Origin of the sequence: Flavobacterium esculini (genome assembly GCF_048284325.1) — a bacterium.
GTDB lineage: Bacteria > Bacteroidota > Bacteroidia > Flavobacteriales > Flavobacteriaceae > Flavobacterium.
Genome location: NZ_JBLVPI010000009.1, coordinates 67,897 through 90,670 on the forward strand (window position 1 = coordinate 67,897; position 22,774 = coordinate 90,670).

Below are 22,774 nucleotides of genomic sequence, written 5' to 3' on the forward strand. Positions count from 1 at the left end.
CGAAATCGTTATAATTTTCGTAACTAAATTAAGAATTTATCTACTTATCTTTTAATTTAATTTTTTAATTTTAATGATTGATGTTTTTATATATTTGTCAAGATTTGAAAATTTAACACCTAATGATCAAACAAACAATTCTTACCTTATTCGTGTTATTTGGTTTTTCAAATAATATAAATGCGCAATTTGGTTTTTCGCATGAAGTAGGAATTATAGCCGGACCCGTCGCTTTTCAATCTGATTATGGAGAACGCCACAATTTGAATACGAACTCCGGAAATACCGGTGTCGGAATTGGGATTATCCATTATCTAAATTTTTCTTACAAAGCCGAATGTAACTGTTATACCCCTGAAACTTATTTTAACGACCATTTTAAATTAAGATCGGAACTTTCTTATAACAAAACCGAATTAAAACATTTTGGAGAATGGGTAGAACCAAATAGAACTTCTCTTGGCGCAGATCAATTACGAGCCATGCGAGGAAGCACAGCTATAACTAATATAGGAATGCAACTCGAATATTTCCCTCTTAGCATTCGTGATTTTACTTCCAGAATAGGTAGTTTAGGTCCATTTGTTAGTCTTGGTGGGCAATTCAGTTATTACAACGCCAAAGCCTATTCAACAATGGGACCTTTAGGAACACCATTAACCACTTTCCCTAAATACTTAACTCCTACAGATGGCCGTTCTTATGGCTTTTCTACTGAAGGAGGATCTGTTTGGTCAGTAGTAACAAGCGTAGGAACCCGTTATAAACTGACTCCTTTGCGAGATTTAATGGTCGATGTAAGAATGCAGTATTTTTTCTCCAATTGGGTGGACGGATTAAATCCAAATCCGGAACTTTACAAAGAAAACAAAGCAAATGATTGGTTGGTTTGGTTCAATGTAGGTTATATTTATTACTTACAATAGCAATTACAATCCTTTATAAAAAACAAAACCCCAATTCTAGAAGTTAGAATTGGCTTTTTGTTTTCAAACATGTTTACGCCAATGCTTGTTTCAAATCTTCGATTAAATCTTCGGCGTCTTCAATCCCTACGCTCAATCGAACCAAATCATCCGTAATTCCAATTGCTGCACGTTTATCTTCCGGAATCGATGCATGTGTCATCAAAGCCGGGTGATTTGCCAATGATTCTACTCCGCCTAAGGATTCGGCCAAAGTGAAAACTTTTAGCTTTTCAAGAAAGTCAATCGCATCCTCTTTTTTACCCGAAACAAAAGTAAAGGAAACCATTCCTCCAAAACCGCTCATTTGCTTTTTGGCAATTTCATGATACGGATGGCTTGGTAATCCTGGATAATAAACCCTTTTAATTTTTGGATGGTTACTTAAGAACGCCACTACTTTTCCCCCGTTTTCACAATGTCTTTCCACACGCAAATGCAACGTTTTTATTCCTCTCAAAACCAAGAAACTGTCCATTGGCCCAAGTGTAGCTCCAGTCGCAAATTGTTGAAAATGCAATTGTTCTCCCAGCGCTTCATCTTTTACAATCAATGCTCCTGCAATAACATCAGAATGTCCACCAAGATATTTAGTTGCCGAATGCATGACAATATCAGCCCCTAAGTCTAAAGGCTTTTGCAAATAGGGTGTTGCAAAAGTGTTGTCAACTGCAAAAAGGATTTTCTTCTCCTTGGTAATTTTAGCTATTTCCTGAATATCGGCTAATTTCATCAATGGATTGGTTGGTGTTTCTACCCAAACCAATTTCGTATTTTCATTGATTAATGACTTGAACTGCTCCATGTCATTCATATCCACAAAATGGAATTTTATGCCTGAATCTTTATAAATACGGGTAAACATTCGATACGTTCCACCGTATAAATCATCCATCGCAATGATTTCGTCACCTGCTTTGAAAGAACGTAAAATACAATCCGTAGCCGCTAATCCTGACGAGAAAGCCAATCCTCGTGTTCCGTTTTCAATACTTGCCAATGCATTTTCGAGCGCTGATCTGGTAGGATTAGCAGCTCTACTGTATTCATAATCCGGATTTATCGGGTGTCCGGGACTTGTTTGCACAAATGTTGACGTTTGATATACTGGCGGCATAACTGCTCCTGTACTTGGATCATGGTGTTGACCACCGTGAATAACTTTAGTATTAAATTTCATATCTAGATAATATTTGTTTTTTAATGGAATCCGGCATCAACATTCTTCTTATTTTGTGATTTTGAAACCTGCGATTTCCTATCGTTTAATTTTAAAATGCTGAATTGTTTTACAAATTTACCTTTTAATTTATTCTAACCAAGCCGCAAGTTGATACCTTTGTATATAATTAACAATTTTGAAATGAAACACTTTATCCTTTTTTCGGTATTACTTTTTTCTATGGCGCGTTGTTCTAACGAATTGGTTTTCGAAGAGCAATCTTTTCAGAAAAAAACAACTTTGCCCTGCAAGGAAAATTGCCCTCAGATAACTGTAAAAATTCCAGTCGCAAAAGATGTTCCCGTTGTTGCAGACAGCATTAATAAAAAAGTGTTTTCAGTATTGAAGGAGATTATTTATTTTGGCGAAAAGCCATATACTTCTGCTAATTATAATGGATTGTTAGCTTCGTTTATTGATTCCTATGAAAAACTTCAGAAAGAATTTCCGAAAGATACTTTTGGCTGGGAAGGAAAAATAGAAGGAAGTGTAAAATACCAATCGGATAGTATTTTGAACATCGAAATCAAGCACTATACCTTTACCGGTGGCGCTCATGGCTATGAAGGATTGCGTTCGCTAATTTTCAATCCAGAAACCGGGAAATACATTCCGAACAATCAATTGTTTAAAAACAAGAATGCTTTTATGGCTTTCGCCGAAAAAAAATTCAGATCCAAATATAAGATCCCGGAAAACAAATCTATAAACGCAACTGGGTTGATGTTTGAGGACGAGAAATTTTATCTGCCACAAAATATTTTTTATACCGATAAAGGATTGCTTCTTTATTACAATTCCTATGAAGCGGCATCCTATGCGGATGGACCAAAAGAATTGTTGTTGTCTTACAAGGAAGTGAATGAATATTTGGCGGTTAAATAATAAATGATCCTCAAAAAATTAAACCATATAAGAAATTTAAGGTCATATAACTTAGCGTATTTAAAGCCCTAAATTATCATGTTTCCATAATAACCTAGCCCCGCTATTCGTTTCAATCTTTTACTTTTTTTCTTTAAAAAAGTAAAAGATTGAAACGAATAGCGGGAAATAGCTCCTAAATAAACTTTCGAATACTCATCATCATTCCAGTGTGAACAGCCTCATGATAGACGTTGAAAGACATGGCATCTTCGGCAGTTTTTATCGTAAAACCGTTCATGGTAGTAAATTCCTGAAAATGTTGGAATACTTTGTTCTCTAAATCAGCTTTGGTTTGATTGATGGTTTCAAAAAGCAATGATTGAATTTCATCTACATCAGCTTGTGTTGCGTCTTGTTCCGGCTTGGTTCCTCTTTTATACTTTTCCACCATTTCATCCGAAATCATCATAGGCAAACCCGACAATTTGTAAACCAACATCTGCTGAACCACAACTATATGCCCAATATTCCAAATCAAATTATTGTTGTAGCCCACCGGAATTGCGTTGAGTTGCTCTAATGTATATCCTTGCAAAAACTTTGACAAGGTATTTCTACTGTTTTCGGTAATAGGGAATGTTTGATGCATTTTTCTAATTTTTTGATAAAAATAATCATTTTCCGTATCAAATGATTTTTCTTTGCACAAAGAAATCGCTATTTACATGGACAAAATATATTATCTCGCTTCTTGCGATACCTGCAGGAAAATTATAAAATCATTACCGAAAGACCATGATTTTAAGTTTCACGACATCAAACAAGATCCTATTACAGTGGAGGAATTGGAACAAATGCGCGAACTTTCCGGAAGTTATGAAGCACTTTTCAGCAAAAAAGCGCAATTGTACAAATCAATGGATTTGAAGAATAAATCGTTGACCGAAGCCGATTACAAGAAATACATTCTGGAGCATTATACGTTCTTGAGTCGCCCTGTTTTTATCATCAACGACAAGATATATATTGGTAATACACAGCAAAACATGTTGCAAGTAATGAAAGCTTTGGCGTAGACCAAAAACCATCAAAATTAGAACAAAACCATCAGTAATTCACCTCTTTGGGTGTTCGGTGGCTTTTCCTTATCTTTGACCTCTTTTAGAAAATTATATGATACAATCAATGACGGGTTTTGGTAAAGCGACTTTGCAATTACCAACCAAAAAAATCACGGTAGAAGTAAAATCCTTAAACAGTAAAGGTTTGGATTTGAATGTGAGAATGCCTTCTCTTTACCGCGAAATGGAATTGGGTTTACGCAACCAAATTGCCCTAAAACTGGAAAGAGGAAAAGTAGATTTTTCTATTTTTATCGAAAGTACTGCGGAACAAACTTCGACGAAAGTCAATGTGCCAATTGTGAAAGCATACATAAACCAGTTGAGAGAAGTCTATGCTGATGCTGATGAAACGGAACTGATGAAAATGGCTATTCGCATGCCGGATACCATGAAAATAGAGCGTGATGAAATCGATGAAAACGACTGGATACAAATCCAAACCGTTATCGAGGAAGCGTTACAAAACATCTTGACCTTTAGAAGAGATGAAGGAATGTCTCTTGAAAAAGAATTTCAATTGCGAATAGGCAATATCCGTCAATACATGACCGAAGCTTTAGCGCTAGATCCAGAACGCGTTCAGGCGATAAAAGACCGTTTGCAAACTGCGATTTCAGAACTAAAAGTTAATGTAGATGAAAATCGTTTTGAGCAGGAACTGATTTATTATTTAGAGAAATTAGACATCACTGAAGAAAAAGTGCGTTTGACCAATCACCTTGATTATTTCCTTGAAACCATCAACGGTACCGAAGCCAATGGTAGAAAACTAGGTTTCATTACCCAGGAAATGGGACGTGAAATCAATACGATGGGTTCTAAATCCAATCACGCACAAATGCAAAAATTAGTCGTTCAGATGAAAGACGAATTGGAAAAAATCAAAGAACAGGTATTGAACGTATTGTAAAAACATATCTAGTAGAGACGCGATTCATCGCGCCTTTATGCATAAAGATAGAAGCATTCATTGCGACTAGAATTAAATAACAACATGAGTACAGGAGGAAAATTAATCGTTTTTTCGGCACCATCAGGATCTGGAAAAACTACCATAGTTAGGCATTTATTAAGCAAAGAAGATTTGAATCTTGAATTTTCTATTTCGGCTGCTTCCCGTGCACCAAGAGGTGAAGAAACAAATGGAAAAGATTATTATTTCATGTCTACCGAAGAATTTAAAAAGCACATCAAAAACGAAGACTTTCTGGAATGGGAAGAAGTCTATCGCGATAATTTCTACGGAACTTTAAAAAGTGAAGTGGAACGCATTTGGTCCAAAGGAAAAAATGTGATTTTTGATATTGATGTATCTGGCGGGTTGCGTATCAAACATAAATTTCCAGAAGAAACTTTAGCTGTTTTTGTAAAGCCACCAAGCGTGGATGAACTAAAAAGAAGACTGAAAGAACGTTCTACCGAAAGTGAAGACAAAATCAATATGCGTATTGCAAAAGCCTCCGTTGAACTGGCAACAGCACCACAGTTTGATGTTATTATAAAAAACTACGATTTGGATATTGCTCTTGAAGAAGCGTATCAATTGGTAAAGAATTTTGTGAAATAAAACACAAATTAGCACGAACGAATTGTTTTATAAACACTTTGAGCCTTTGCGGCTTTGTGCAAAATGAATTACTAGTTAGCGGTAAAATATGAAAATAGGTCTTTATTTCGGAACGTTTAACCCCATTCATGTTGGGCATCTCATTATTGCCAATCACATGGCGGAACATGCCGATTTAGACCAAGTATGGATGGTGGTTACGCCTCACAATCCTTTGAAGAAAAAAAGTACTTTACTAGATGATTATCATCGTTTGCAAATGGTGCATCTTGCTACCGAGGATTTTCCAAAAATCAAACCTTCGGATATTGAATTTAAATTATCACAACCTAATTACACCGTGAACACGCTAGTTCACTTACAGGAAAAATTTCCAAGTTACGAGTTCTCCTTAATCATGGGCGAAGACAATCTGAAGTCGTTGCACAAATGGAAAAACTACGAAGCCATTCTGGCACATCATGAAATTTATGTCTATCCTCGAATTTCAACCGAGGCAGATAATTTAGAACTAAAAAACCACGCAAAAATTCACCTGATTAATGCGCCGGTTGTTGAAATTTCGTCAACATTTATTCGGGATAATATCAAAAAAGGGAAAAATGTACAGCCTTTGTTACCCCCAAAAGTTTGGGAATATATTGATCACAATAATTTTTACAGGAAATGATTATCCCAAAGCCCTTTTCAATTCTGTTTCAATATTTTCAAAAATAGCACTCAAATTCTCATTTTTACCCGATAATAAAAACACTGGCGTACTTGGCATTTGGTTGCTGTTCCATAGTAATTGTGCTCTTTTTTCTGCAATAAAATTCTTTGCATTTATATCCCAAACTACTCCAATTCCAGTATTTCTGGAAAGTATTTCCATCATTTCGTATTCGGAGGGAATGATATAATTAGGAACCATCGAGGGTCTTTTTTTATTAAAAACATACAGCCAAAATAATTTGATGTGTGGAATTTGTGCATTGTGACTGAACCATTTTTGATCGTTTAACCACTGTTCGATTGCCGTGAAATCTTTGATTTTAATATTCGATTTTAATTCGGAGGCATCAATAGTGTTTGAACCTACAATGACTTGTTTGATTTCACCCACCTTTTTCTGAATCGTGTCAAACGTATCGTATTTTTTGGTTACAACCGCAAAATCAAGTTTTTTAGAATCTACCAATTCAAAAAGCGTGTCATTTTCATGAAAGCTAAAATCAATAAAATCAAATTTTGAAATTAAGCAACTTCCCAAACTGCTCATCAAGTGTTTCGAAATTCCAATTGAAATTAATCGATTCGCATCAAACGCTTTGGCACGAAAACCATTCTCCACATTTTCCAATCGGTCTAAAGCCTCGATGATTAAATTATTGAGTAACTTGGCATATTCTGTTGGCTCCACGCCTTTTGACTTTCGATTGAAAAGTTTATACCCTACATGCGCTTCCAACATCGATATTTGTTGACTTACAGCAGGTTGACTGATAAACAATTCTTTTGCAGCCAAAGAAAAATTTCCGTTTTTATAAACCGATTTGAACGTTCTGTACCATTCCAGATTGACCATGATATAAATATATTTATCACAAACATAATTTAAATTATTTTTACTAATAGCATATTAGACCTAAATTTGTACAAACAAAATCAGAAATGAAGAAAATTGCATTCGTTTTTATTATAGCATTAACCGCAACTTGCATCCCTGCAACAGCACAAAATAAAAAAAGTATGAAAAAAGTATTATTTGTGGTTACCAGTCACGATAAATTAGGTAACACGGGAGAAAAAACAGGATTTTGGACCGAAGAATTAGCGGCTCCTTATTACGAATTATTAGATAAAGGTGTTGTCATAGACATTGCTACTCCACTAGGGGGACAGCCGCCTATTGATCCAAAAAGTGAAGATCCATCTGCTGCAACTGAAGACACTAAACGATTTGATGCCGATACCGAACTATTGGATAAACTAAAAAATACGCATAAATTAGCAGATGTAAAAGAGTCTGATTATGATGCGGTTTTTTATCCGGGAGGTCATGGTCCATTATGGGATTTAGCCGAAGATAAAACGTCAATCGCTTTAATTGAATCTTTTTACACACACAATAAACCAGTTGGTTTTGTTTGTCATGCTCCAGGGGCTTTGAAAAATGTAAAAATAAATGGGGAGTTTTTAGTAAAAGGGAAAAAAGTGACCGGATTCTCTAATACCGAAGAGGAGGCGGTAGGTTTAACTAAAGTGGTTCCTTTTCTACTGGAAGATGTTTTACAAAATAATGGCGCTACGTATAGCAAAGTTGCAGACTGGCAACCGTATGCCGTGGAAGATGGGTTACTAATTACAGGTCAAAACCCGGCTTCCTCTAAACTTGTTGCCGAAAAAATATTAAATCAATTAAACGCAAAAAAATAAACATGTTAAATTTCGAATTATACAATCCTACCCATTTAATTTTTGGAAAAGGACAAATTGAAAGATTACCAACATTAGTACCACAAGGATCAAAAATTCTTTTGGCGTATGGTGGCGGAAGTATTTTTAAAAATGGCATTCACGAGCAAGTAATCAACAACCTAAAAGGTTTTGATATTGTAGAATTTGGCGGAATAGAGCCCAATCCTCGTTTTGAAACATTGATGAAAGCCGTAGCGATTATTAAGGAACAAAACATTGATTTCATTCTTGCCGTAGGAGGCGGATCAGTAATTGATGGTGTAAAATTCATCTCGGCAGCCGTACACTTTGACGGAAATCCAATTGATATTCTTAAAAAGAGAATCATGTTTACAGAAGGTTCAAAAGTAGTACCTTTTGCAACTGTTTTGACTTTACCCGCAACCGGAACCGAAATGAATTCTGGTGCGGTTATTACGATTGAAGCCACTCAGGAAAAATTAGACTTTGGTGGTTCGGCCATGTTTCCAAAATTCTCTATTTGTGATCCAACTGTAATCGCCTCTTTACCAAAAAGACAATTGCAAAATGGTGTTGTTGATGCTTACGTACACGTTTTAGAGCAATATTTAACCTACCCACATGACGGATACCTTCAAGATCGAATTGCAGAAAGTATTTTACAAACGCTGATTCAAGTAGGTCCCGAAGTAGTTGAAAATCCTACAGATTATGCCTTGGCTTCTAATTTTATGTGGAGTTGTACGATGGCTTTAAACGGATTAATCCAAAAAGGAGTTCCTTCGGATTGGGCGACGCACATGATTGGGCACGAATTAACGGCTTTATACGAAATCGATCATGCTAGAACTTTGGCAGTTGTAGGTCCAAATTTATTCCGAGTAATGTTTGAAACCAAAAAAGGAAAATTAGCACAATACGGGAAACGTATTTTTAATTTAACCGGAAGTGACGATGAGATTGCTAATGAAGCCATCAATAAAACGGTAGAATTTTACCATACGATGGGAATGCAAACCAAATTATCTGATTATACAAAGGACTTTGAAAAAACGGCTGATTTTATTGTAACTCGTTTTGAAAAGAGAGGTTGGAAAGCTTTGGGTGAAAAACAAAACATTACTTTAGAAAAACTACAAACCATTGTAGAAATGAGTTATTAATTCAAATAATCCTGATGCTGATTGACATTGGCACAAATAAAAAGGCGTTCTCCTATTTAAATGGGAACGCCTTTTAAAATACTAAAACAAAACCAACTAATTCAATATGCATTATAATTGTTAAATGATTAATTTATAATCATATAGAACGTAAATTGAATATACATATTGTGTTAAAAAACAAAAAAAAGTAAAATTATTTTTTTTGTTAGCAATAGTGTCTTTTTGAAAACTCTTAAGATGCCAGTTTCTTGTTCCAATTTTATTTGTATAATCACTACTTTTTTAAGTACTTTTGATTAAATCTAATAAAAAAATGACCGAAAACATAAAATTTGCAGTGATTGGCGGAGGAAGTTGGGCAACTGCTATTGCAAAGATGCTATGTGTAAATCTTTCGGAGATTTCTTGGTATATGCGTAATGAAGCTGCTATAGAACACATTAAAACCTACAAACACAATCCAAATTATCTGAGTTCTGTTGAATTTGATGTCAAAAAACTGAAACTCACCAGTGATATCAATGAGGCTGTTGGGTATGCGGATTATATCATTTTTGCAATTCCATCTGCCTTTTTAGATACTGAATTAGAAAAATTAACCGTTTCGTTGCAAGATAAAATCATTTTTTCGGCGATAAAAGGCATAGTTCCCGAAACGAGTTTGATTGTAGGCGAACATTTTCATGTAAAATATGACATTCCTTATTATAATATAGGTGTAATTACCGGACCTTGTCACGCAGAAGAAGTGGCTATGGAACGATTGTCGTATCTGACTATTGCCTGTGGCGATGATGAAAAAGCTAAAATTGTGGCTAAAAATCTATCTGGAAATTATATTAAAACTAAGATTACAGATGACATTATAGGAACTGAATATGCTGCCATGCTAAAAAATATTTATGCAATTGCAGCCGGAATGGCACACGGATTAGGTTATGGGGATAACTTTCAATCTGTATTGATGAGTAATGGGATACGGGAGATGAAAAAATTCATCAGAAAAGTTCATAAAATGAAACGCAACATTAATGATTCGGCTTATCTAGGCGATTTATTGGTTACCGGTTATTCTGTATTCTCCAGAAACAGAATGTTCGGGAATATGATTGGTAAAGGCTACACGGTAAAATCAGCAATGATGGAAATGAGCATGGTTGCCGAAGGTTATTATGCGGCCAAAAGCGCCTATAAACTAAATCAGGCTTACGGAGCCAAAACCCCCATTATAGATGCCGTTTACGCGATTTTATATGAAGGTAAGGATGCTAAAACTATTTTTAAGGCTTTGACTGATCAATTAGATTAGCAAAATAGTGAAATTTATTCAAATCTAACATAAAAACAAAGGCACTAATCTACATAAAGATAGTGCCTTTTTTTTATAATTGTTTTTAATTCGGCTTGACCCGAAATAAATTTATCTCACAATAACACCGTCAACGAATAAAATAGGTACTTCTTCGACAAAATCTTCATGGATGGAATGCGCTTTGAAAATGAACTTTTTATCATGTAATTTATCTCCTATGAAATAAGTCACCATAAATTCATTGTTGAGTGCTACAACACTTTTTTCTATCATTTCTATTTTGATCACGGAAACGGGCGGAACTTCCACAAAAGCGTGACGCAAAAGAGAGGTTTTTTTCATCTCGCCGTCAATGGTTCCAAAAGCTTTAGAAACGACCATTACGCTTTCTATAAGGAAATCACTATCGTTTATTAAATAGGCGTACCATACTTTTTCCATGAAATCGTCGCTCCATTCCTGAACTGCAGCAAGGAATACGTTTTCTACTTCGGGGATGATAATATCGGATTTCATTTTTTTGGTTTTAGATATAAGATTAACGATTTCTGAATTCAAATTTTAAATCCTTCAGAAATCGTTAATCAACATTCTTAAATATTTAAATGCTTGATTTGAATTGCTCCAAGAAACGGATGTCATTTTCATAAAACATACGAATATCGCCGATTTGATACAACAACATGGCGATTCTTTCAATTCCCATTCCAAATGCAAAACCATTGTATTCGTCGGGATTGATGCCACAGTTTTTCAAAACATTAGGATCTACCATTCCGCAACCCATGATTTCTAACCAGCCGGTTCCTTTGGTGATTCTGTAATCGGTTTCTGTTTTCAGACCCCAATAAATATCAACCTCAGCACTTGGCTCAGTAAATGGAAAATAAGAAGGACGCAAACGGATTTTTGATTTTCCGAACATTTCTTTGGTGAAATACAAAAGCGTTTGTTTTAAGTCGGCAAAAGAAACGTCTTTGTCAATGTACAAACCTTCCACTTGATGAAAAATACAGTGTGAACGGGATGAAACAGCTTCATTACGAAAAACTCTTCCCGGAGAAATCGTACGAATTGGCGGTTTATTCTCTTCCATGTAACGCACCTGAACGGATGATGTGTGCGTGCGCAACAAAATATCAGGATTCGTTTGTATGAAAAATGTGTCTTGCATGTCGCGTGCCGGATGGTATTCCGGTAAGTTTAATGCGGTGAAATTATGCCAGTCATCTTCAATTTCAGGACCTTCGGAAACGTTGAATCCAATATTCGAAAAGATATCAATAATTTGGTTTTTTACCAATGAAATAGGGTGACGAGAGCCAATAGTTATTGGTTCAGCCGAACGCGTCAAATCCCCATAAAAGCCTTTGATTTCTTCTTTGCTTTCTAAAGCTTCCTGTATCGTTTTTACTTTATCTTCGGCTGACGTTTTAAGCAAATTGATTACTTGTCCAAATTCCTTTTTTTGTTCGTTAGGAACATTTTTGAATTCAGCAAAAAGATCTTTCAAAAGCCCTTTACTTCCAAGAAATTTAATTCGGAATGCTTCTAAATCTGCTGTATTTTGCGTTGAGAAAGCTTGTGCTTCACCAATATATTCTTTTATCTTGTCTATCATTTTCATCCAATAATTGAGAGTGCAAAATTACAAAATTTGTTTTAGGTTTCCCGTTTAAAGTTTAAAGTTTCCATTCTAAATTGTTAGATTGCTTTTTACCCGTGTTCTACTTCTTTCTAAACCATATAAGAGATACAAGTTCACTTAAGCTAGGCATAACAGAATACTAAAAACGGTGTACTGAACGCTAATCTATCAGTTCTCTTTCAATAAAATAATTCACAATGGCTTCTTTCATCAAAACCGACTGTTCCCCTGCTTTTAATGGTGGTAATTCTTCTTTTACTTTGTAATGCGGCCATCCTTCTTCATCAAAAAACTCAAATTCATAAAATCCGTAAGGTTCTAATAATCTGCAAATCGCGATGTGCATCAGGTTTAGTTTTTCGTCTTTCTTGTATTCACTATGTACTTTCCCGAGTTCTTGTACGCCAATTAAATAAATAATTGCATCAAGATCTAAATCTTCTCCTTGTGAAAATTGATTCGAAAGTATATTTACAAGCTGTTCCCAGCGTTCTTTAAGTTGTGTGTCTCTTGACATTTTGTTGAATTATGAATTATGAATTATGAATTATTACTTCATAATTCATATAATTATTTGGGCAAAGATAAGAACTTGAAATTTGGCAATTGATACTGAACTTTCTTTTATATTTGCACTTTTTCTTTATAAAATATAATTATGAGTTTTTTAGATATGGTTTTGGGTGTATTACTTGCCTTTGCTTTGTATAAAGGCATTAGAAATGGACTTTTTATTGAATTAGCTTCTTTAGTTTCATTAATAGTTGGGATTTATTTGGCTATAAAATTTTCCTCTCTTATAAAAGGAATGTTGGCAGGATTTGTTCATTGGAATCCCCATACTATTCAGGTTATTGCTTTTGTGCTCACATTTATCCTTGTTGTGATTGGAATATCATTATTGGGGAAGTTCCTCACCGGAATAGCAGATTTAGCCTTTTTGGGCTGGTTAAATAAATTGGGGGGTGGTTTTTTCAGGGTATTGAAAACTGTTTTGATATTAGGAATTGTATTCGCTGTTTTCGAAAAAATAAATTATCACAATTTTATAGCCAAAAAAGAGACATTGGATAAATCTGTGTTTTATAATCCCATCCAGAAAACAGCTCGGTTTATGTATCCTTCGATTGAGAAATGGTACGATGGTTTGAAGAAAAAGCACTAGTTTTCAGACAACAACTTGCCGATACAAAAAGAACACTTGCTTTTAAAGAAAAAGTCTTTGGATCGAAAATCTGAAATCTAAACCTACTTCACTTCCTTTATCACGCGGCTATCAATCCAGCCTTCCGTTCCATCCGTTAATTGCACTTTTTTCCATTTCCCGATGATTTCCTCTACGTACACTTTGGTCCCTTCGTGAAGCACAAATAGTGCCGGACCTCCATTTCTGGGTTCGCTTTTTACCTCTGCAATTTCTGCAAAAACAATAGCCGGTTTTTCAGTGTCATAATGACTTTTTTCGAAAATTGCTGATGAGACACTTATCAGAATCAGAAAAATAAGGACAAACATTCCAAAAAAGAATATTCTTTTGGACACTGTTGTTTGTGAAAAATAATATCCCAGGAAAAACAACAAGAACGATGCTGCAATCCCCACTGAAATCCATGCCCAAGTATTGTAATGATAAATCCCTGTAAAATCCCGGACTAGCTTTCCAAAACCAACTTTTGGGATTACTTTAATTTCATCAATGGTTCTTTTTTGAGCAAATTTCAAGTTGTTGCTACTGTCGCTATCATTTGGATTAAGCACTAATGCTTTTTCATAATTGTAAATCGAAGGCGCTACTTTATTCAATTTATAATAGGCATTTCCTAAATTAAAATACAATTCTGATGAATGCTTGTTGTCTTTCAAAACACTTTCGTAGGCTGTAACGGCTTCCTCATATTTCCCTTTTTCATAATAGGCGTTCCCTTTTTCGAAGCCATTTTGGGCAAAGAAAACTTGGGTTGAAAGTAAGAGTATGTATACTATATTTTTCATTTCTATTTTTATTACCACGAAGGCACTGTTTTATTTTTTTGTCACGAAGGCACAAAGTTATTAACTCAATAATTAGTTCAATCTGCGTTGTGTCTAAGTGTTTATTTTAAATAGCTATTTAAGCAATCTGTTTTTCTAATTGGGAGATTATCGCTACCGCTTTATCAAAATCCTGTTGGACCGTGACACTTGACGAAGGCGCATAACGGGCTACTTCACAGTTCTCCGTAAGTCCAATAAAATCATTTACTGCCTCTGGATTTGCATTCCTTGACAACAAAAGGTCCTGAATATTATCTTTGCTCATTTCCGAAGTCTCGATATGCAATTTAGCCTTCAGGAAATTATGCATCGCTTTTTCAAGTGCTATATAAAATAATTCTTTATTGTTGATTTGCTTTTTGGCTTCCGATAAATATTTTTTTGCCAGTCTATTATTCATTCGGATTCTATTTCCGGTAATATCGCCGTCAAGAGCTTCTTTTTTCTTTTTGAATAATACAATCAGAGGCAATAACAGAAACGGGAAAAATACCAATCCGTAAAACAAATTGGACCCAAAGAAATCTTTCTTATTGATGTTCAAAAGATTGCTCTTCAACTTAATGAATTTGAATTGCTCTACGTTTGTTATTTTATTCTTATTCTCCCCAGCATTTGAAGCTGCAGTAGCATCCGATGCTGTAGGACCATCCAATACATTAATCATTATTTCTTTAGAACTTATGGTTTTATACGTACCTGAACCCAAATCAAAATAAGAAAACTGTAATGGTTTTATAGGATAATTCCCTTTGTACTGTGGAATAATGGTATAACTATCTGAAATTTTTCCTGACATCCCTGAAAGTGGTGTGTTTACTTGCTCACTATGAACGGCGTCATACATTTCCAGTGCATTTGGCACAACCGGTTTTGGTAAACTGAACAATTTCATGTTCCCTTTACCAGTTACACTTACAACTAAATCAAGGCTTTCTCCGTTTTTTAAATCGGTTTTTGTTGGCGTTACTTTAAAACTAAAATTACCAACAGCACCAGAGAAATCTTCCGGTTTTCCTGCTTCAGGAAGTGATTTGACAGCAATCGTTTTTGTTCCCGCAGAAACCCTTTTACTGCCGTCAGTAACAATTACACGTCCAAACATATCGTGGCGGTTTGTAGGCAATTGCACATCAATATCTAATGACAAAGGTTCAATTACTAACTTTCCAGATTTTTGGGGATACAGAACCGTTTTTCTCAATACCACATAACGGTATTTCTGTCCTTTAAACATCCCTTCTTCTGCAACAAGCTGTTTGATATCGATGTTCTGGCTCCAGAAATCATTGTACTTCGGTTTATTGAGTTCTCGCCAATTAGTGATTCCAATATTATAACTGAAATACAATTTATAAACCACCGTAATCGGTTCGTTTATATACGGATTTGTTTTAGAAATATCCGCAACGAGATAAATATTATCATCTGCTGATATACTTGTATCGTTAGGATCTCTGGGCTGTTCTGTTGCCGCAGTAACATTAATTCTTATGGGTGATGTTTTATAAATTTGCCCGTTATATTCTATCGCTGCCTGCTTGATAACTAATGATCCTTTTTGATTTGGCAAAAGAAAATAAGAATATACTTTTTCAAAAGAACTCTTCCCATTTACCCATGATTGGCTCACTTGCTGACTTGGCCCTGCTAAAATTCTAAATCCGTCAAAAGTAGGCTGGTTAAAATTATCCCCATCTACATTCATTATAAAATCGATACGAAGTCTTTCGTTTAAGCCTAGTATGGTTTTACTCACCCTAGCCTCAAATTGTACTTGAGCGCTAAGTGAGTTACACACTATTAAAACTAGTACTGCTATAAATCTTTTCATGTTTAAATTATCTAATTGAATTACCAATCTTTCTCTGTTTTCATTGGTTTTCCTTTTACTCTTTGGGCATTCACTTTATCCTGAACTTTCTTTTCTTCCTTATTTACTGCGTCCAAAAGATTTTCTAACCGTTCTTTAGAGATTCCGCCAGGCGCTGGTTTTGGTTCTCCTTTATCATCTGGTTTAGGACCTTTATTGTCTTTATCCTTATCTCCTTTGTCGTCTTTCTTGTCTTTCTTGTCTTTCTTGTCTTTCTTGTCTTTATCGTCCTTTTTCTTGTCTTTATTCTTATCGCTTTTCTTATCGTCTTTCTTGTTATCATCCTTTGGCGGATTTTCTTTTAGCTTCTTCTTTGCCAAAGCATAATTATAACGGGTTTCTTCATCTGTAGGATCATTCCGCAATGCATTTTTATAGGCTTCCACCGCTTGCGTATAATCCTTTTCTTTCATGAGGACATTTCCTAAATTATGAAAAGCTTGGTGTTTATCCGGTCTTGATTTGGCATTTTTTAATGCTTTTGCGTAAGCAAATTTTGCCTCTGCAACTTGGTTTTGCTTATAAATGGCATTTCCTAAATTGTAAGGAGCAACCGTTTTATTCGGAAATTTTGAATCCGAAATTCTGTAATTAGCTTCGGCATCCACAAATTTATTTTCAGCATATTCCTCATTTGCTTTAGGCAATATCCTGTCTTTCTGTTGTGCGTTTACAACAAAGGAAAGGAGCAATAAAAGATGTAAAATTAAGTTTTTCATTTTATTTTTTAAATGTAAGTGTCAAGGTATATTTTTATTTTGTTCCAATAATGGAGCATCTTCCTTATACTTTGCGCTTTATATTTTATTTATTCTCGTTAAATAAATTCAATTTGTTTACCCAACTTGTTTTTCTTTCCAAAAGGAAAATATCCAGAAATAAGAGAACAAAAGCAAAACCTAAAAACCATTGAAATTGGGATTGAAAGTCGGCCATTTCGGTAGCTTCAAATTCTGTTTTTTGGATTTTATCCAAAGCATTCTTGATGTATTCCAGCACTTCTTTGGTATTATTCCCGTTTACATACCCGCCTTTTGTGGCTTTTGCAATAGCTTTTAGACTTTCTTGATTTAATTTGGTAATAACCACTTCATTGTTATTGTCTCTTTTAAAACTTTCAACAATACCGTTCCTTTTTAAAGGAATGGGACCTCCTTTTTCAGTTCCTACTCCTATTGTGATGATTTTTACACCTAACTTATTGGCCTCCTCTGCGGCTTCTTCCGCTCCTTCGGCATGGTCTTCACCATCGGAAATCATAATCAATAACTTACTCGTCTTTTTATCATCAAAATAAGTCGTAGACAGTTTGATTGCTTCGTTGAACGACGTTCCTACAGAGGAAACCATGTCAGTATTCATGCTTTGCAAATACATTTTTGCTACACTATAATCTGTCGTGATAGGTAATACAGGAAAAGCACTTCCGGCGTAAGCCACAATTCCTATTCTGTCACTTCCTAATTGATTGATAATTTGCGAAATGATTTGCTTGCTTTTGTCGAGACGATTGGGTGCGACATCCTCGGCCAACATACTTTTGGATACATCCAATGCAAAAACGATGTCAATTCCTTCTCGTTTTACGGTTTCCATTTTAGTACCAATCTTTGGATTTACCAATCCAAGAATCAGTCCAAGAAATGCCAGTAATAACAATACCAACTTCAAAACTGGTTTAAAAACCGAACTTTCCGGGCTTAGTTTTTTCACCATTTCTAAATCCCCAAATTCGCGTTGTTTTTTTCTTTTCCAATATAAATTAACTAGAAAAACCAACACTACGATAGGTAGTATAAGTAGCAGGTATAAATATTTTTTTTCGTCTAATTCCATTTTTTATCTTTTAGTCACAATTTTCAATTTGCGACTCTCATTATATAAAGCTTTTAAAAACCGTATTTCGCAATCCTATTTCCAGTAATAATAAAAAACCTGCAAACCATATAAAAGGTCTGAATTTTTCATCGTAATCATAGAATTTCAATTCTTCAATTTCTGTGGTCTCCAACTTGTTTATTGTTGCATAAATTTCGGCTAACTTGCTATTACTGGTAGCCCTAAAATATTTTCCACCCGTATTGTTTGCAATTTTTTTCATCATTTGCTCATCAATCTCCACTTTCATCATTTGAAAGAGAAATTGACCATTTGGCGCAACTGCGTATGGAAATAGTGCCATTCCGTTTGTTCCTATTCCTATAGTATATACTTTTATTCCATATTGTTTGGCAATATCCGAAGCGGTGTCTGGCTCAATGAATCCAGCATTGTTTACCCCGTCTGTCATCAAAATAATCACTTTGCTTTTGGCTTTACTGTCTTTCAAACGGTTAACTGCTGTAGCCAATCCCATTCCTATTCCTGTTCCGTCCTTTAGAACATTATCGTATTTTATACTTTGGATAGCGTCCAAAATAACTGCTTTATCACTTGTTACCGGTGTTTTTGTATAAGCCTCAGAAGCATAAACCACCAATCCGATTCTATCATTTGGTCGTTCTTCAACAAAATCAGACGCTAATCTTTTGAGTGCCTGCATTCGATCTGGCTTTAAATCTTTGGCCAGCATACTTCCGGAAACGTCTACTGCCATTACAATATCAACTCCCTTTGTCGTTTTTGTTTTATTGCTTACATCAACCGTTCTCGGTCTTGCCATTGCCACAATCAAAGAAGACAAAGCCAATACACGAAACACATTCAATATTGGTTTCAGTTTTGTTAAATAAGAAGTTGTACCTTTAAATCCTTGTAAGGAACTTATTTTTAACGTAGCTGATTGTTGGTTCTTTTTCCAAAATAACCAGGCAATTGCAACTGGAATTAGAAGAAACAACCAAAAAAATTCTGGGTTTAAAAAAGTTATTTTAGCCATTATTTACTTGCTTGTTTTAATTCGACAGAACTCAAAACGCGTTCTGATATATTATTTGCATACGTGTCTCCTTCTTCATGAAAAAGTAAAATTTGTTGTAATCCGCCTTCTTGACTAAACAATAATGCTTCATAATAAATTTTTGCACTGCTTTGTTTATCGCCATCAATTTTCTGAAATGTTCCGTAAGCTTTAAGTCCTTTTATTCCTTCTTTGGTCTCAAAATCTTCTTGTTTTACAATCATGTTTTGTGCCCCTTGTGCTTCTAGTGATTGCAATGCTCCATCCATTGATTTTTTTAAATCTATTTCGGTTTCTTTTTTATACTTTAAAGTAGAAACCATCAGATAAAAATGATCCGAAACACTTCCATAAACAAAAGATTGCATTTCTTTAATCAATGCCATTCCATCTTTAGGCAGCGTTTTAGTCAAATCAACTCTCTTCAGCACTTTTGGAGTTTCTATTATAACACCCGGATTTCCGTATTCACTTTTCACCCATTCGCCCTCCAATAACTCTTTAGTAGGATTCCCTAGAATATTATCTTTTACATAATCAAATCCTTTGAGAACAATGAAAAAAGTACTCGTTGCTACCACTAAAAAAACAACCGAAACAACTGCAGTAACGATACGTTTCTTTCTCTTTTTCAGTAATTGAATTTGTATCTGTTTTTGTCTTTGTGCCTCATTCAATAAAACATCTTCTTCTGCAGGAACCTCAACAGGAATAGAATTATCTAAAGTCAGAATTGCTTTTTGAATCTTATTTCGGTCCTCGGTAATTTCAAAATCCAATGGTTTTGATTTCGCAAATTTCACTAAATCGGCTTGTTTTAAAACACGTTCGAGATTTTCGATGATTTCTTGCGAAAGCGTCATTTTCTTTTTGACAGAAGCTGCCCTAAGTCCTTGAATCAGCTCTGATGTAGTACTTTCCATTGCTGGAATTTCGATTGCTTCCTCAATATAATTTCTGGCGATATCCGTCAATTCACTGTAATAAGCTTTTACTTCTCCTTTTTGCCAAAGTTCTTTTTTCTCTAAAGTATCCAGCAAACTGGTCGCTTTTTCTATTGGAGTTTTGAATATTTCAGCTTCTAATTTTTTCTTTTGGTGTTTTTTAATGTACCAATAAATCAAAACTCCAATTCCAACAATCAATCCGATTATCAAAAGATATTTCCACCAATCTCCTATCGAATTATCCGCTTGGGCAATGCCCTTGATATCGAACATTTTTTGTTTTAAAGTATCTACTTTAACATTCGCCACTTCTACCAAAAGAGAATCCGTCATAAACGGCTTACTGTTGATGAAGATTTTTATACTAGGAATAACATATCTACCGGAATCAAATTGGGTTAAACCGTATTTTTTTACCAATTCATAACGCCCATCCGTTTTGATAGTATCTATGGGATAGGACTGAATTACCTCTAAAGCGCCCAAGTTTTTTAGTTTTGGAAAAATTACTTTAGACGATGTGTCAACCGTCGTTTTTATCGACAGTTTAAATTCAGCACCAATTTTATTTTTAATCGTGTCAATACTCGTGACTACTTGTTTTTGTTGCGCAAAAACAAACGTTGTAACCAGTAAAAAAAGTAGGTAAAGTCTAATTTTCATTTTTATATTAAATATTTTTTCCTCACCCCAGCCCTCTCCAAGGGAGAGGGAGCCGAGTCGTGAAAATTTTAATCCTTTATCATCTCCTCCCCTTTGGGGAGACTGGGAGAGGATTTATCTCGATTTAAAATAGCCTAATAATTTAGTGACATAACTTTCGTCAACTCTTGTATTTACAACACCTGAACCTGATTTGCTAAATGTTTCTTTAAAATAGTTTACTTTATCATGATACTGTTTTTCATAGTTCATTCGCACTGATTTTGAACCGGTATTTATCAGTTCGATTGCTCCAGTTTCAGCATCAAGCATGGAAACCATACCTAAATTTGGCATTTTTTCTTCTCGAATGTCGTACACTCTGATGCCCGTTATATCGTGTTTCTTTGAAGCTATTTTTAATGTTTGTTCGTACTCTTCCGACATGAAATCAGAAATCACAAATACGATGGCTTTCTTTTTTTGGGTTCCAGATAAAAACTTCAAGGCCTGGGCGATATCAGTTTTACGACTTTTAGGCTGAAATTCTATCAATTCCCGGATAATACGCAATACGTGTGATCTTCCTTTTTTAGGGGGTATGTACAATTCGATTTCATCCGAAAACAAAATCAAACCAATTTTATCATTGTTTTGAGTCGCCGAAAAAGCCATTGTTGCGGCAATCTCCGTAACAATATCTTTTTTAAATTGGTTTTTCGAACCAAAACTTTCCGAACCCGAAATATCAACCATTAGCATCATGGTCAATTCACGCTCTTCCTCAAAAACCTTCACGTGTGCTTCATTATAACGTGCGGTTACATTCCAATCAATTGCACGGATATCATCTCCGTATTGGTATTGGCGCACTTCGCTAAACGTCATTCCGCGTCCTTTGAAAGAGGTATGATATTCTCCTGAAAAGATGTGATCGCTCAATCTTCGGGTTTTGATTTCTATTTTTCGTACTTTTTTTAAAAGCTCTTTTGTATCCATTTTTTTAGTTTTCAGTCGCAGTTTTCAGTCGCAGTTGACAATATAGTTTGAAAACTGCGACTGAAAACTGAAAACTATTTTTAAGGTACTTCTACTTCGTTTACGATTTTGTTAATGATATCCACTGAAGTAATATTTTCGGCTTCAGCTTCATAGGTAACCCCAATTCTATGACGCAATACATCATGAACTACAGCACGAACGTCTTCTGGAATTACATATCCGCGACGTTTGATAAAAGCGTAACATTTTGCGGCATTCGCTAAATTGATACTTCCACGTGGCGAAGCTCCAAAACTGATTAATGGTTTCAAATCAGCCAATTTATATTTCTCCGGGTAACGTGTGGCGAAAATAATATCAAGAATGTATTTTTCTATTTTTTCATCCATATAAACTTCACGAACCGCTTCTTGTGCACGTAAAATTTGTTCTACTGAAACCACAGGATTTACTTTTTCGTAACTTCCTTTCAGGTTTTGACGAATCACCAAACGCTCATCTTCCATTTTTGGATAATCAATAACCGTTTTCAACATGAAGCGATCGACCTGAGCTTCAGGCAATTGATACGTTCCTTCTTGCTCAATTGGATTTTGCGTAGCCAAAACTAAAAATGGTCTGTCCAGTTTGAAAGTAGTATCACCAATAGTCACTTGTTTTTCCTGCATCGCTTCTAATAATGCCGATTGCACTTTGGCTGGCGCACGGTTAATCTCATCGGCAAGGACAAAATTAGCGAAAATAGGACCTTTTTTTATCGAAAATTCATTTTGTTTGATGTTGTAAATCATTGTCCCAACAACATCAGCAGGCAATAAATCAGGAGTAAATTGTATTCTGCTGAAAGATCCTTGAACAGCTTGTGAAAGAGTATTTATCGCTAATGTCTTTGCTAATCCTGGAACTCCTTCTAGCAAAATGTGACCCTGACCCAAAAGTCCAATTAATAAACGCTCCACCATGTGCTTCTGACCCACAATAACCTTGTTCATTTCCATGGTGAGAAGGTCTATAAAAGCACTCTCTCTTTCAATTTTTTCATTGATTGCTCTAATGTCTAAAGTCGCTGTATTTTCTTCCATTTT

Annotated in this window: 24 protein-coding genes; 10 read left to right on the forward strand and 14 right to left on the reverse strand. The window is 35.1% G+C overall.

Annotated elements, in window-relative coordinates:
- Positions 1-122: 122 nt before the first annotated feature.
- On the forward strand, positions 123-926 hold the full coding sequence (locus ACNQGG_RS09540) for a THC0290_0291 family protein (protein WP_417963376.1): 804 nt from the start codon (positions 123-125) through the stop codon (positions 924-926).
- A 73-nt stretch (positions 927-999) separates the two neighbouring features.
- On the opposite strand, the gene ACNQGG_RS09545 is transcribed toward ACNQGG_RS09540, so the two are convergent.
- Positions 1,000-2,145, reverse strand: a complete 1,146-nt coding sequence (locus ACNQGG_RS09545) for a cystathionine gamma-synthase (RefSeq protein ID WP_417963378.1) — start codon at positions 2,143-2,145, stop codon at positions 1,000-1,002.
- Positions 2,146-2,328: 183 nt separating this feature from the next.
- Between ACNQGG_RS09545 and ACNQGG_RS09550 the strand changes: the two genes are divergently transcribed.
- On the forward strand, positions 2,329-3,072 hold the full coding sequence (locus tag ACNQGG_RS09550) for a DUF3298 and DUF4163 domain-containing protein (RefSeq protein ID WP_417963380.1): 744 nt from the start codon (positions 2,329-2,331) through the stop codon (positions 3,070-3,072).
- Positions 3,073-3,247: 175 nt separating this feature from the next.
- Here the strand turns inward: ACNQGG_RS09550 and ACNQGG_RS09555 are convergent, their stop codons facing one another.
- Complete coding sequence (locus ACNQGG_RS09555) at positions 3,248-3,703, reverse strand: DinB family protein (RefSeq protein WP_417963382.1); 456 nt, start codon at positions 3,701-3,703, stop codon at positions 3,248-3,250.
- 76 nt (positions 3,704-3,779) lie between these two features.
- Here ACNQGG_RS09555 and ACNQGG_RS09560 point away from each other — a divergent pair, with 76 nt between their 5' ends.
- The 4 genes from ACNQGG_RS09560 (at position 3,780) to nadD (ending at position 6,415) form a co-directional block, all read left to right on the forward strand.
- Positions 3,780-4,130 (forward strand): arsenate reductase family protein, encoded by a 351-nt coding sequence (locus ACNQGG_RS09560; protein ID WP_417963384.1) that lies wholly within the window; start codon positions 3,780-3,782, stop codon positions 4,128-4,130.
- Positions 4,131-4,227: 97 nt separating this feature from the next.
- Positions 4,228-5,088 (forward strand): YicC/YloC family endoribonuclease, encoded by an 861-nt coding sequence (locus ACNQGG_RS09565; protein ID WP_416834649.1) that lies wholly within the window; start codon positions 4,228-4,230, stop codon positions 5,086-5,088.
- An 84-nt stretch (positions 5,089-5,172) separates the two neighbouring features.
- Positions 5,173-5,745: a guanylate kinase gene (gene gmk, locus ACNQGG_RS09570; RefSeq protein ID WP_417963386.1), complete on the forward strand. Its 573-nt coding sequence runs from the start codon at positions 5,173-5,175 to the stop codon at positions 5,743-5,745.
- Between the two features lie 88 nt (positions 5,746-5,833).
- Positions 5,834-6,415, forward strand: coding sequence for a nicotinate (nicotinamide) nucleotide adenylyltransferase (nadD, locus tag ACNQGG_RS09575; protein ID WP_417963388.1), 582 nt, complete (start codon positions 5,834-5,836; stop codon positions 6,413-6,415).
- On the opposite strand, the gene ACNQGG_RS09580 is transcribed toward nadD, so the two are convergent.
- Complete coding sequence (locus ACNQGG_RS09580) at positions 6,416-7,312, reverse strand: LysR family transcriptional regulator (protein WP_417963390.1); 897 nt, start codon at positions 7,310-7,312, stop codon at positions 6,416-6,418.
- A gap of 86 nt (positions 7,313-7,398) precedes the next feature.
- Here ACNQGG_RS09580 and ACNQGG_RS09585 point away from each other — a divergent pair, with 86 nt between their 5' ends.
- The 3 genes from ACNQGG_RS09585 to ACNQGG_RS09595 all read left to right on the forward strand — a co-directional run bounded on the left by ACNQGG_RS09585 (position 7,399) and on the right by ACNQGG_RS09595 (position 10,641).
- The gene (locus ACNQGG_RS09585; RefSeq protein ID WP_417963391.1) at positions 7,399-8,163 is read left to right on the forward strand and encodes a type 1 glutamine amidotransferase domain-containing protein; all 765 of its coding nucleotides are present in this window, start codon (positions 7,399-7,401) and stop codon (positions 8,161-8,163) included.
- 2 nt (positions 8,164-8,165) lie between these two features.
- Entirely contained in the window at positions 8,166-9,329 is a 1,164-nt protein-coding gene (locus ACNQGG_RS09590) for an iron-containing alcohol dehydrogenase (RefSeq protein ID WP_417963394.1), read from the forward strand.
- 316 nt (positions 9,330-9,645) lie between these two features.
- The gene (locus tag ACNQGG_RS09595) at positions 9,646-10,641 is read left to right on the forward strand and encodes an NAD(P)H-dependent glycerol-3-phosphate dehydrogenase (protein ID WP_417963396.1); all 996 of its coding nucleotides are present in this window, start codon (positions 9,646-9,648) and stop codon (positions 10,639-10,641) included.
- A gap of 111 nt (positions 10,642-10,752) precedes the next feature.
- On the opposite strand, the gene ACNQGG_RS09600 is transcribed toward ACNQGG_RS09595, so the two are convergent.
- From ACNQGG_RS09600 to ACNQGG_RS09610, 3 genes are all read right to left on the reverse strand, one after another.
- Entirely contained in the window at positions 10,753-11,160 is a 408-nt protein-coding gene (locus ACNQGG_RS09600) for a hypothetical protein (protein WP_417963398.1), read from the reverse strand.
- An 85-nt stretch (positions 11,161-11,245) separates the two neighbouring features.
- Positions 11,246-12,265 carry a phenylalanine--tRNA ligase subunit alpha gene (gene pheS / locus ACNQGG_RS09605; protein WP_417963400.1) on the reverse strand — a complete coding sequence of 340 codons (1,020 nt, stop codon included), beginning with the start codon at positions 12,263-12,265 and terminating at the stop codon, positions 11,246-11,248.
- A 187-nt stretch (positions 12,266-12,452) separates the two neighbouring features.
- The gene (locus tag ACNQGG_RS09610) at positions 12,453-12,809 is read right to left on the reverse strand and encodes a hypothetical protein (RefSeq protein ID WP_291248106.1); all 357 of its coding nucleotides are present in this window, start codon (positions 12,807-12,809) and stop codon (positions 12,453-12,455) included.
- A gap of 141 nt (positions 12,810-12,950) precedes the next feature.
- Between ACNQGG_RS09610 and ACNQGG_RS09615 the strand changes: the two genes are divergently transcribed.
- Positions 12,951-13,457: a CvpA family protein gene (locus ACNQGG_RS09615; RefSeq protein WP_417963402.1), complete on the forward strand. Its 507-nt coding sequence runs from the start codon at positions 12,951-12,953 to the stop codon at positions 13,455-13,457.
- Between the two features lie 83 nt (positions 13,458-13,540).
- Here ACNQGG_RS09615 and ACNQGG_RS09620 read toward each other — a convergent pair whose 3' ends face one another.
- The 8 genes from ACNQGG_RS09620 to ACNQGG_RS09655 form a co-directional block, all read right to left on the reverse strand.
- Positions 13,541-14,284, reverse strand: a complete 744-nt coding sequence (locus tag ACNQGG_RS09620) for a tetratricopeptide repeat protein (RefSeq protein WP_417963404.1) — start codon at positions 14,282-14,284, stop codon at positions 13,541-13,543.
- Between the two features lie 118 nt (positions 14,285-14,402).
- A complete protein-coding gene (locus ACNQGG_RS09625; protein ID WP_417963406.1) occupies positions 14,403-16,160 on the reverse strand; it encodes a BatD family protein in 1,758 nt (585 codons plus the stop codon).
- A gap of 20 nt (positions 16,161-16,180) precedes the next feature.
- A complete protein-coding gene (locus tag ACNQGG_RS09630; RefSeq protein WP_417963408.1) occupies positions 16,181-16,918 on the reverse strand; it encodes a tetratricopeptide repeat protein in 738 nt (245 codons plus the stop codon).
- 85 nt (positions 16,919-17,003) lie between these two features.
- Entirely contained in the window at positions 17,004-18,035 is a 1,032-nt protein-coding gene (locus ACNQGG_RS09635; protein ID WP_417963409.1) for a VWA domain-containing protein, read from the reverse strand.
- Positions 18,036-18,075: 40 nt separating this feature from the next.
- The gene (locus tag ACNQGG_RS09640; protein WP_417963411.1) at positions 18,076-19,077 is read right to left on the reverse strand and encodes a vWA domain-containing protein; all 1,002 of its coding nucleotides are present in this window, start codon (positions 19,075-19,077) and stop codon (positions 18,076-18,078) included.
- The gene (locus ACNQGG_RS09645; RefSeq protein WP_417963414.1) at positions 19,077-20,708 is read right to left on the reverse strand and encodes a hypothetical protein; all 1,632 of its coding nucleotides are present in this window, start codon (positions 20,706-20,708) and stop codon (positions 19,077-19,079) included. The genes ACNQGG_RS09640 and ACNQGG_RS09645 overlap by 1 nt, the downstream gene beginning before the upstream one ends.
- Positions 20,709-20,822: 114 nt before the next feature.
- Positions 20,823-21,686, reverse strand: a complete 864-nt coding sequence (locus ACNQGG_RS09650) for a DUF58 domain-containing protein (RefSeq protein WP_417963417.1) — start codon at positions 21,684-21,686, stop codon at positions 20,823-20,825.
- Between the two features lie 80 nt (positions 21,687-21,766).
- Positions 21,767-22,771 (reverse strand): AAA family ATPase, encoded by a 1,005-nt coding sequence (locus ACNQGG_RS09655; RefSeq protein ID WP_417963419.1) that lies wholly within the window; start codon positions 22,769-22,771, stop codon positions 21,767-21,769.
- Between the last annotated feature and the right edge of the window lie 3 nt (positions 22,772-22,774).

Bases quoted from the DNA above. Each gene is read 5' to 3' on its own strand.
- ACNQGG_RS09540 (WP_417963376.1), top strand. From the start codon at position 123: ATGATCAAACAAACAATTCTTACCTTATTCGTGTTATTTGGTTTTTCA.
- ACNQGG_RS09545 (WP_417963378.1), bottom strand. From the start codon at position 2,145: ATGAAATTTAATACTAAAGTTATTCACGGTGGTCAACACCATGATCCA.
- ACNQGG_RS09550 (WP_417963380.1), top strand. From the start codon at position 2,329: ATGAAACACTTTATCCTTTTTTCGGTATTACTTTTTTCTATGGCGCGT.
- ACNQGG_RS09555 (WP_417963382.1), bottom strand. From the start codon at position 3,703: ATGCATCAAACATTCCCTATTACCGAAAACAGTAGAAATACCTTGTCA.
- ACNQGG_RS09560 (WP_417963384.1), top strand. From the start codon at position 3,780: ATGGACAAAATATATTATCTCGCTTCTTGCGATACCTGCAGGAAAATT.
- ACNQGG_RS09565 (WP_416834649.1), top strand. From the start codon at position 4,228: ATGATACAATCAATGACGGGTTTTGGTAAAGCGACTTTGCAATTACCA.
- gmk (WP_417963386.1), top strand. From the start codon at position 5,173: ATGAGTACAGGAGGAAAATTAATCGTTTTTTCGGCACCATCAGGATCT.
- nadD (WP_417963388.1), top strand. From the start codon at position 5,834: ATGAAAATAGGTCTTTATTTCGGAACGTTTAACCCCATTCATGTTGGG.
- ACNQGG_RS09580 (WP_417963390.1), bottom strand. From the start codon at position 7,312: ATGGTCAATCTGGAATGGTACAGAACGTTCAAATCGGTTTATAAAAAC.
- ACNQGG_RS09585 (WP_417963391.1), top strand. From the start codon at position 7,399: ATGAAGAAAATTGCATTCGTTTTTATTATAGCATTAACCGCAACTTGC.
- ACNQGG_RS09590 (WP_417963394.1), top strand. From the start codon at position 8,166: ATGTTAAATTTCGAATTATACAATCCTACCCATTTAATTTTTGGAAAA.
- ACNQGG_RS09595 (WP_417963396.1), top strand. From the start codon at position 9,646: ATGACCGAAAACATAAAATTTGCAGTGATTGGCGGAGGAAGTTGGGCA.
- ACNQGG_RS09600 (WP_417963398.1), bottom strand. From the start codon at position 11,160: ATGAAATCCGATATTATCATCCCCGAAGTAGAAAACGTATTCCTTGCT.
- pheS (WP_417963400.1), bottom strand. From the start codon at position 12,265: ATGATAGACAAGATAAAAGAATATATTGGTGAAGCACAAGCTTTCTCA.
- ACNQGG_RS09610 (WP_291248106.1), bottom strand. From the start codon at position 12,809: ATGTCAAGAGACACACAACTTAAAGAACGCTGGGAACAGCTTGTAAAT.
- ACNQGG_RS09615 (WP_417963402.1), top strand. From the start codon at position 12,951: ATGAGTTTTTTAGATATGGTTTTGGGTGTATTACTTGCCTTTGCTTTG.
- ACNQGG_RS09620 (WP_417963404.1), bottom strand. From the start codon at position 14,284: ATGAAAAATATAGTATACATACTCTTACTTTCAACCCAAGTTTTCTTT.
- ACNQGG_RS09625 (WP_417963406.1), bottom strand. From the start codon at position 16,160: ATGAAAAGATTTATAGCAGTACTAGTTTTAATAGTGTGTAACTCACTT.
- ACNQGG_RS09630 (WP_417963408.1), bottom strand. From the start codon at position 16,918: ATGAAAAACTTAATTTTACATCTTTTATTGCTCCTTTCCTTTGTTGTA.
- ACNQGG_RS09635 (WP_417963409.1), bottom strand. From the start codon at position 18,035: ATGGAATTAGACGAAAAAAAATATTTATACCTGCTACTTATACTACCT.
- ACNQGG_RS09640 (WP_417963411.1), bottom strand. From the start codon at position 19,077: ATGGCTAAAATAACTTTTTTAAACCCAGAATTTTTTTGGTTGTTTCTT.
- ACNQGG_RS09645 (WP_417963414.1), bottom strand. From the start codon at position 20,708: ATGAAAATTAGACTTTACCTACTTTTTTTACTGGTTACAACGTTTGTT.
- ACNQGG_RS09650 (WP_417963417.1), bottom strand. From the start codon at position 21,686: ATGGATACAAAAGAGCTTTTAAAAAAAGTACGAAAAATAGAAATCAAA.
- ACNQGG_RS09655 (WP_417963419.1), bottom strand. From the start codon at position 22,771: ATGGAAGAAAATACAGCGACTTTAGACATTAGAGCAATCAATGAAAAA.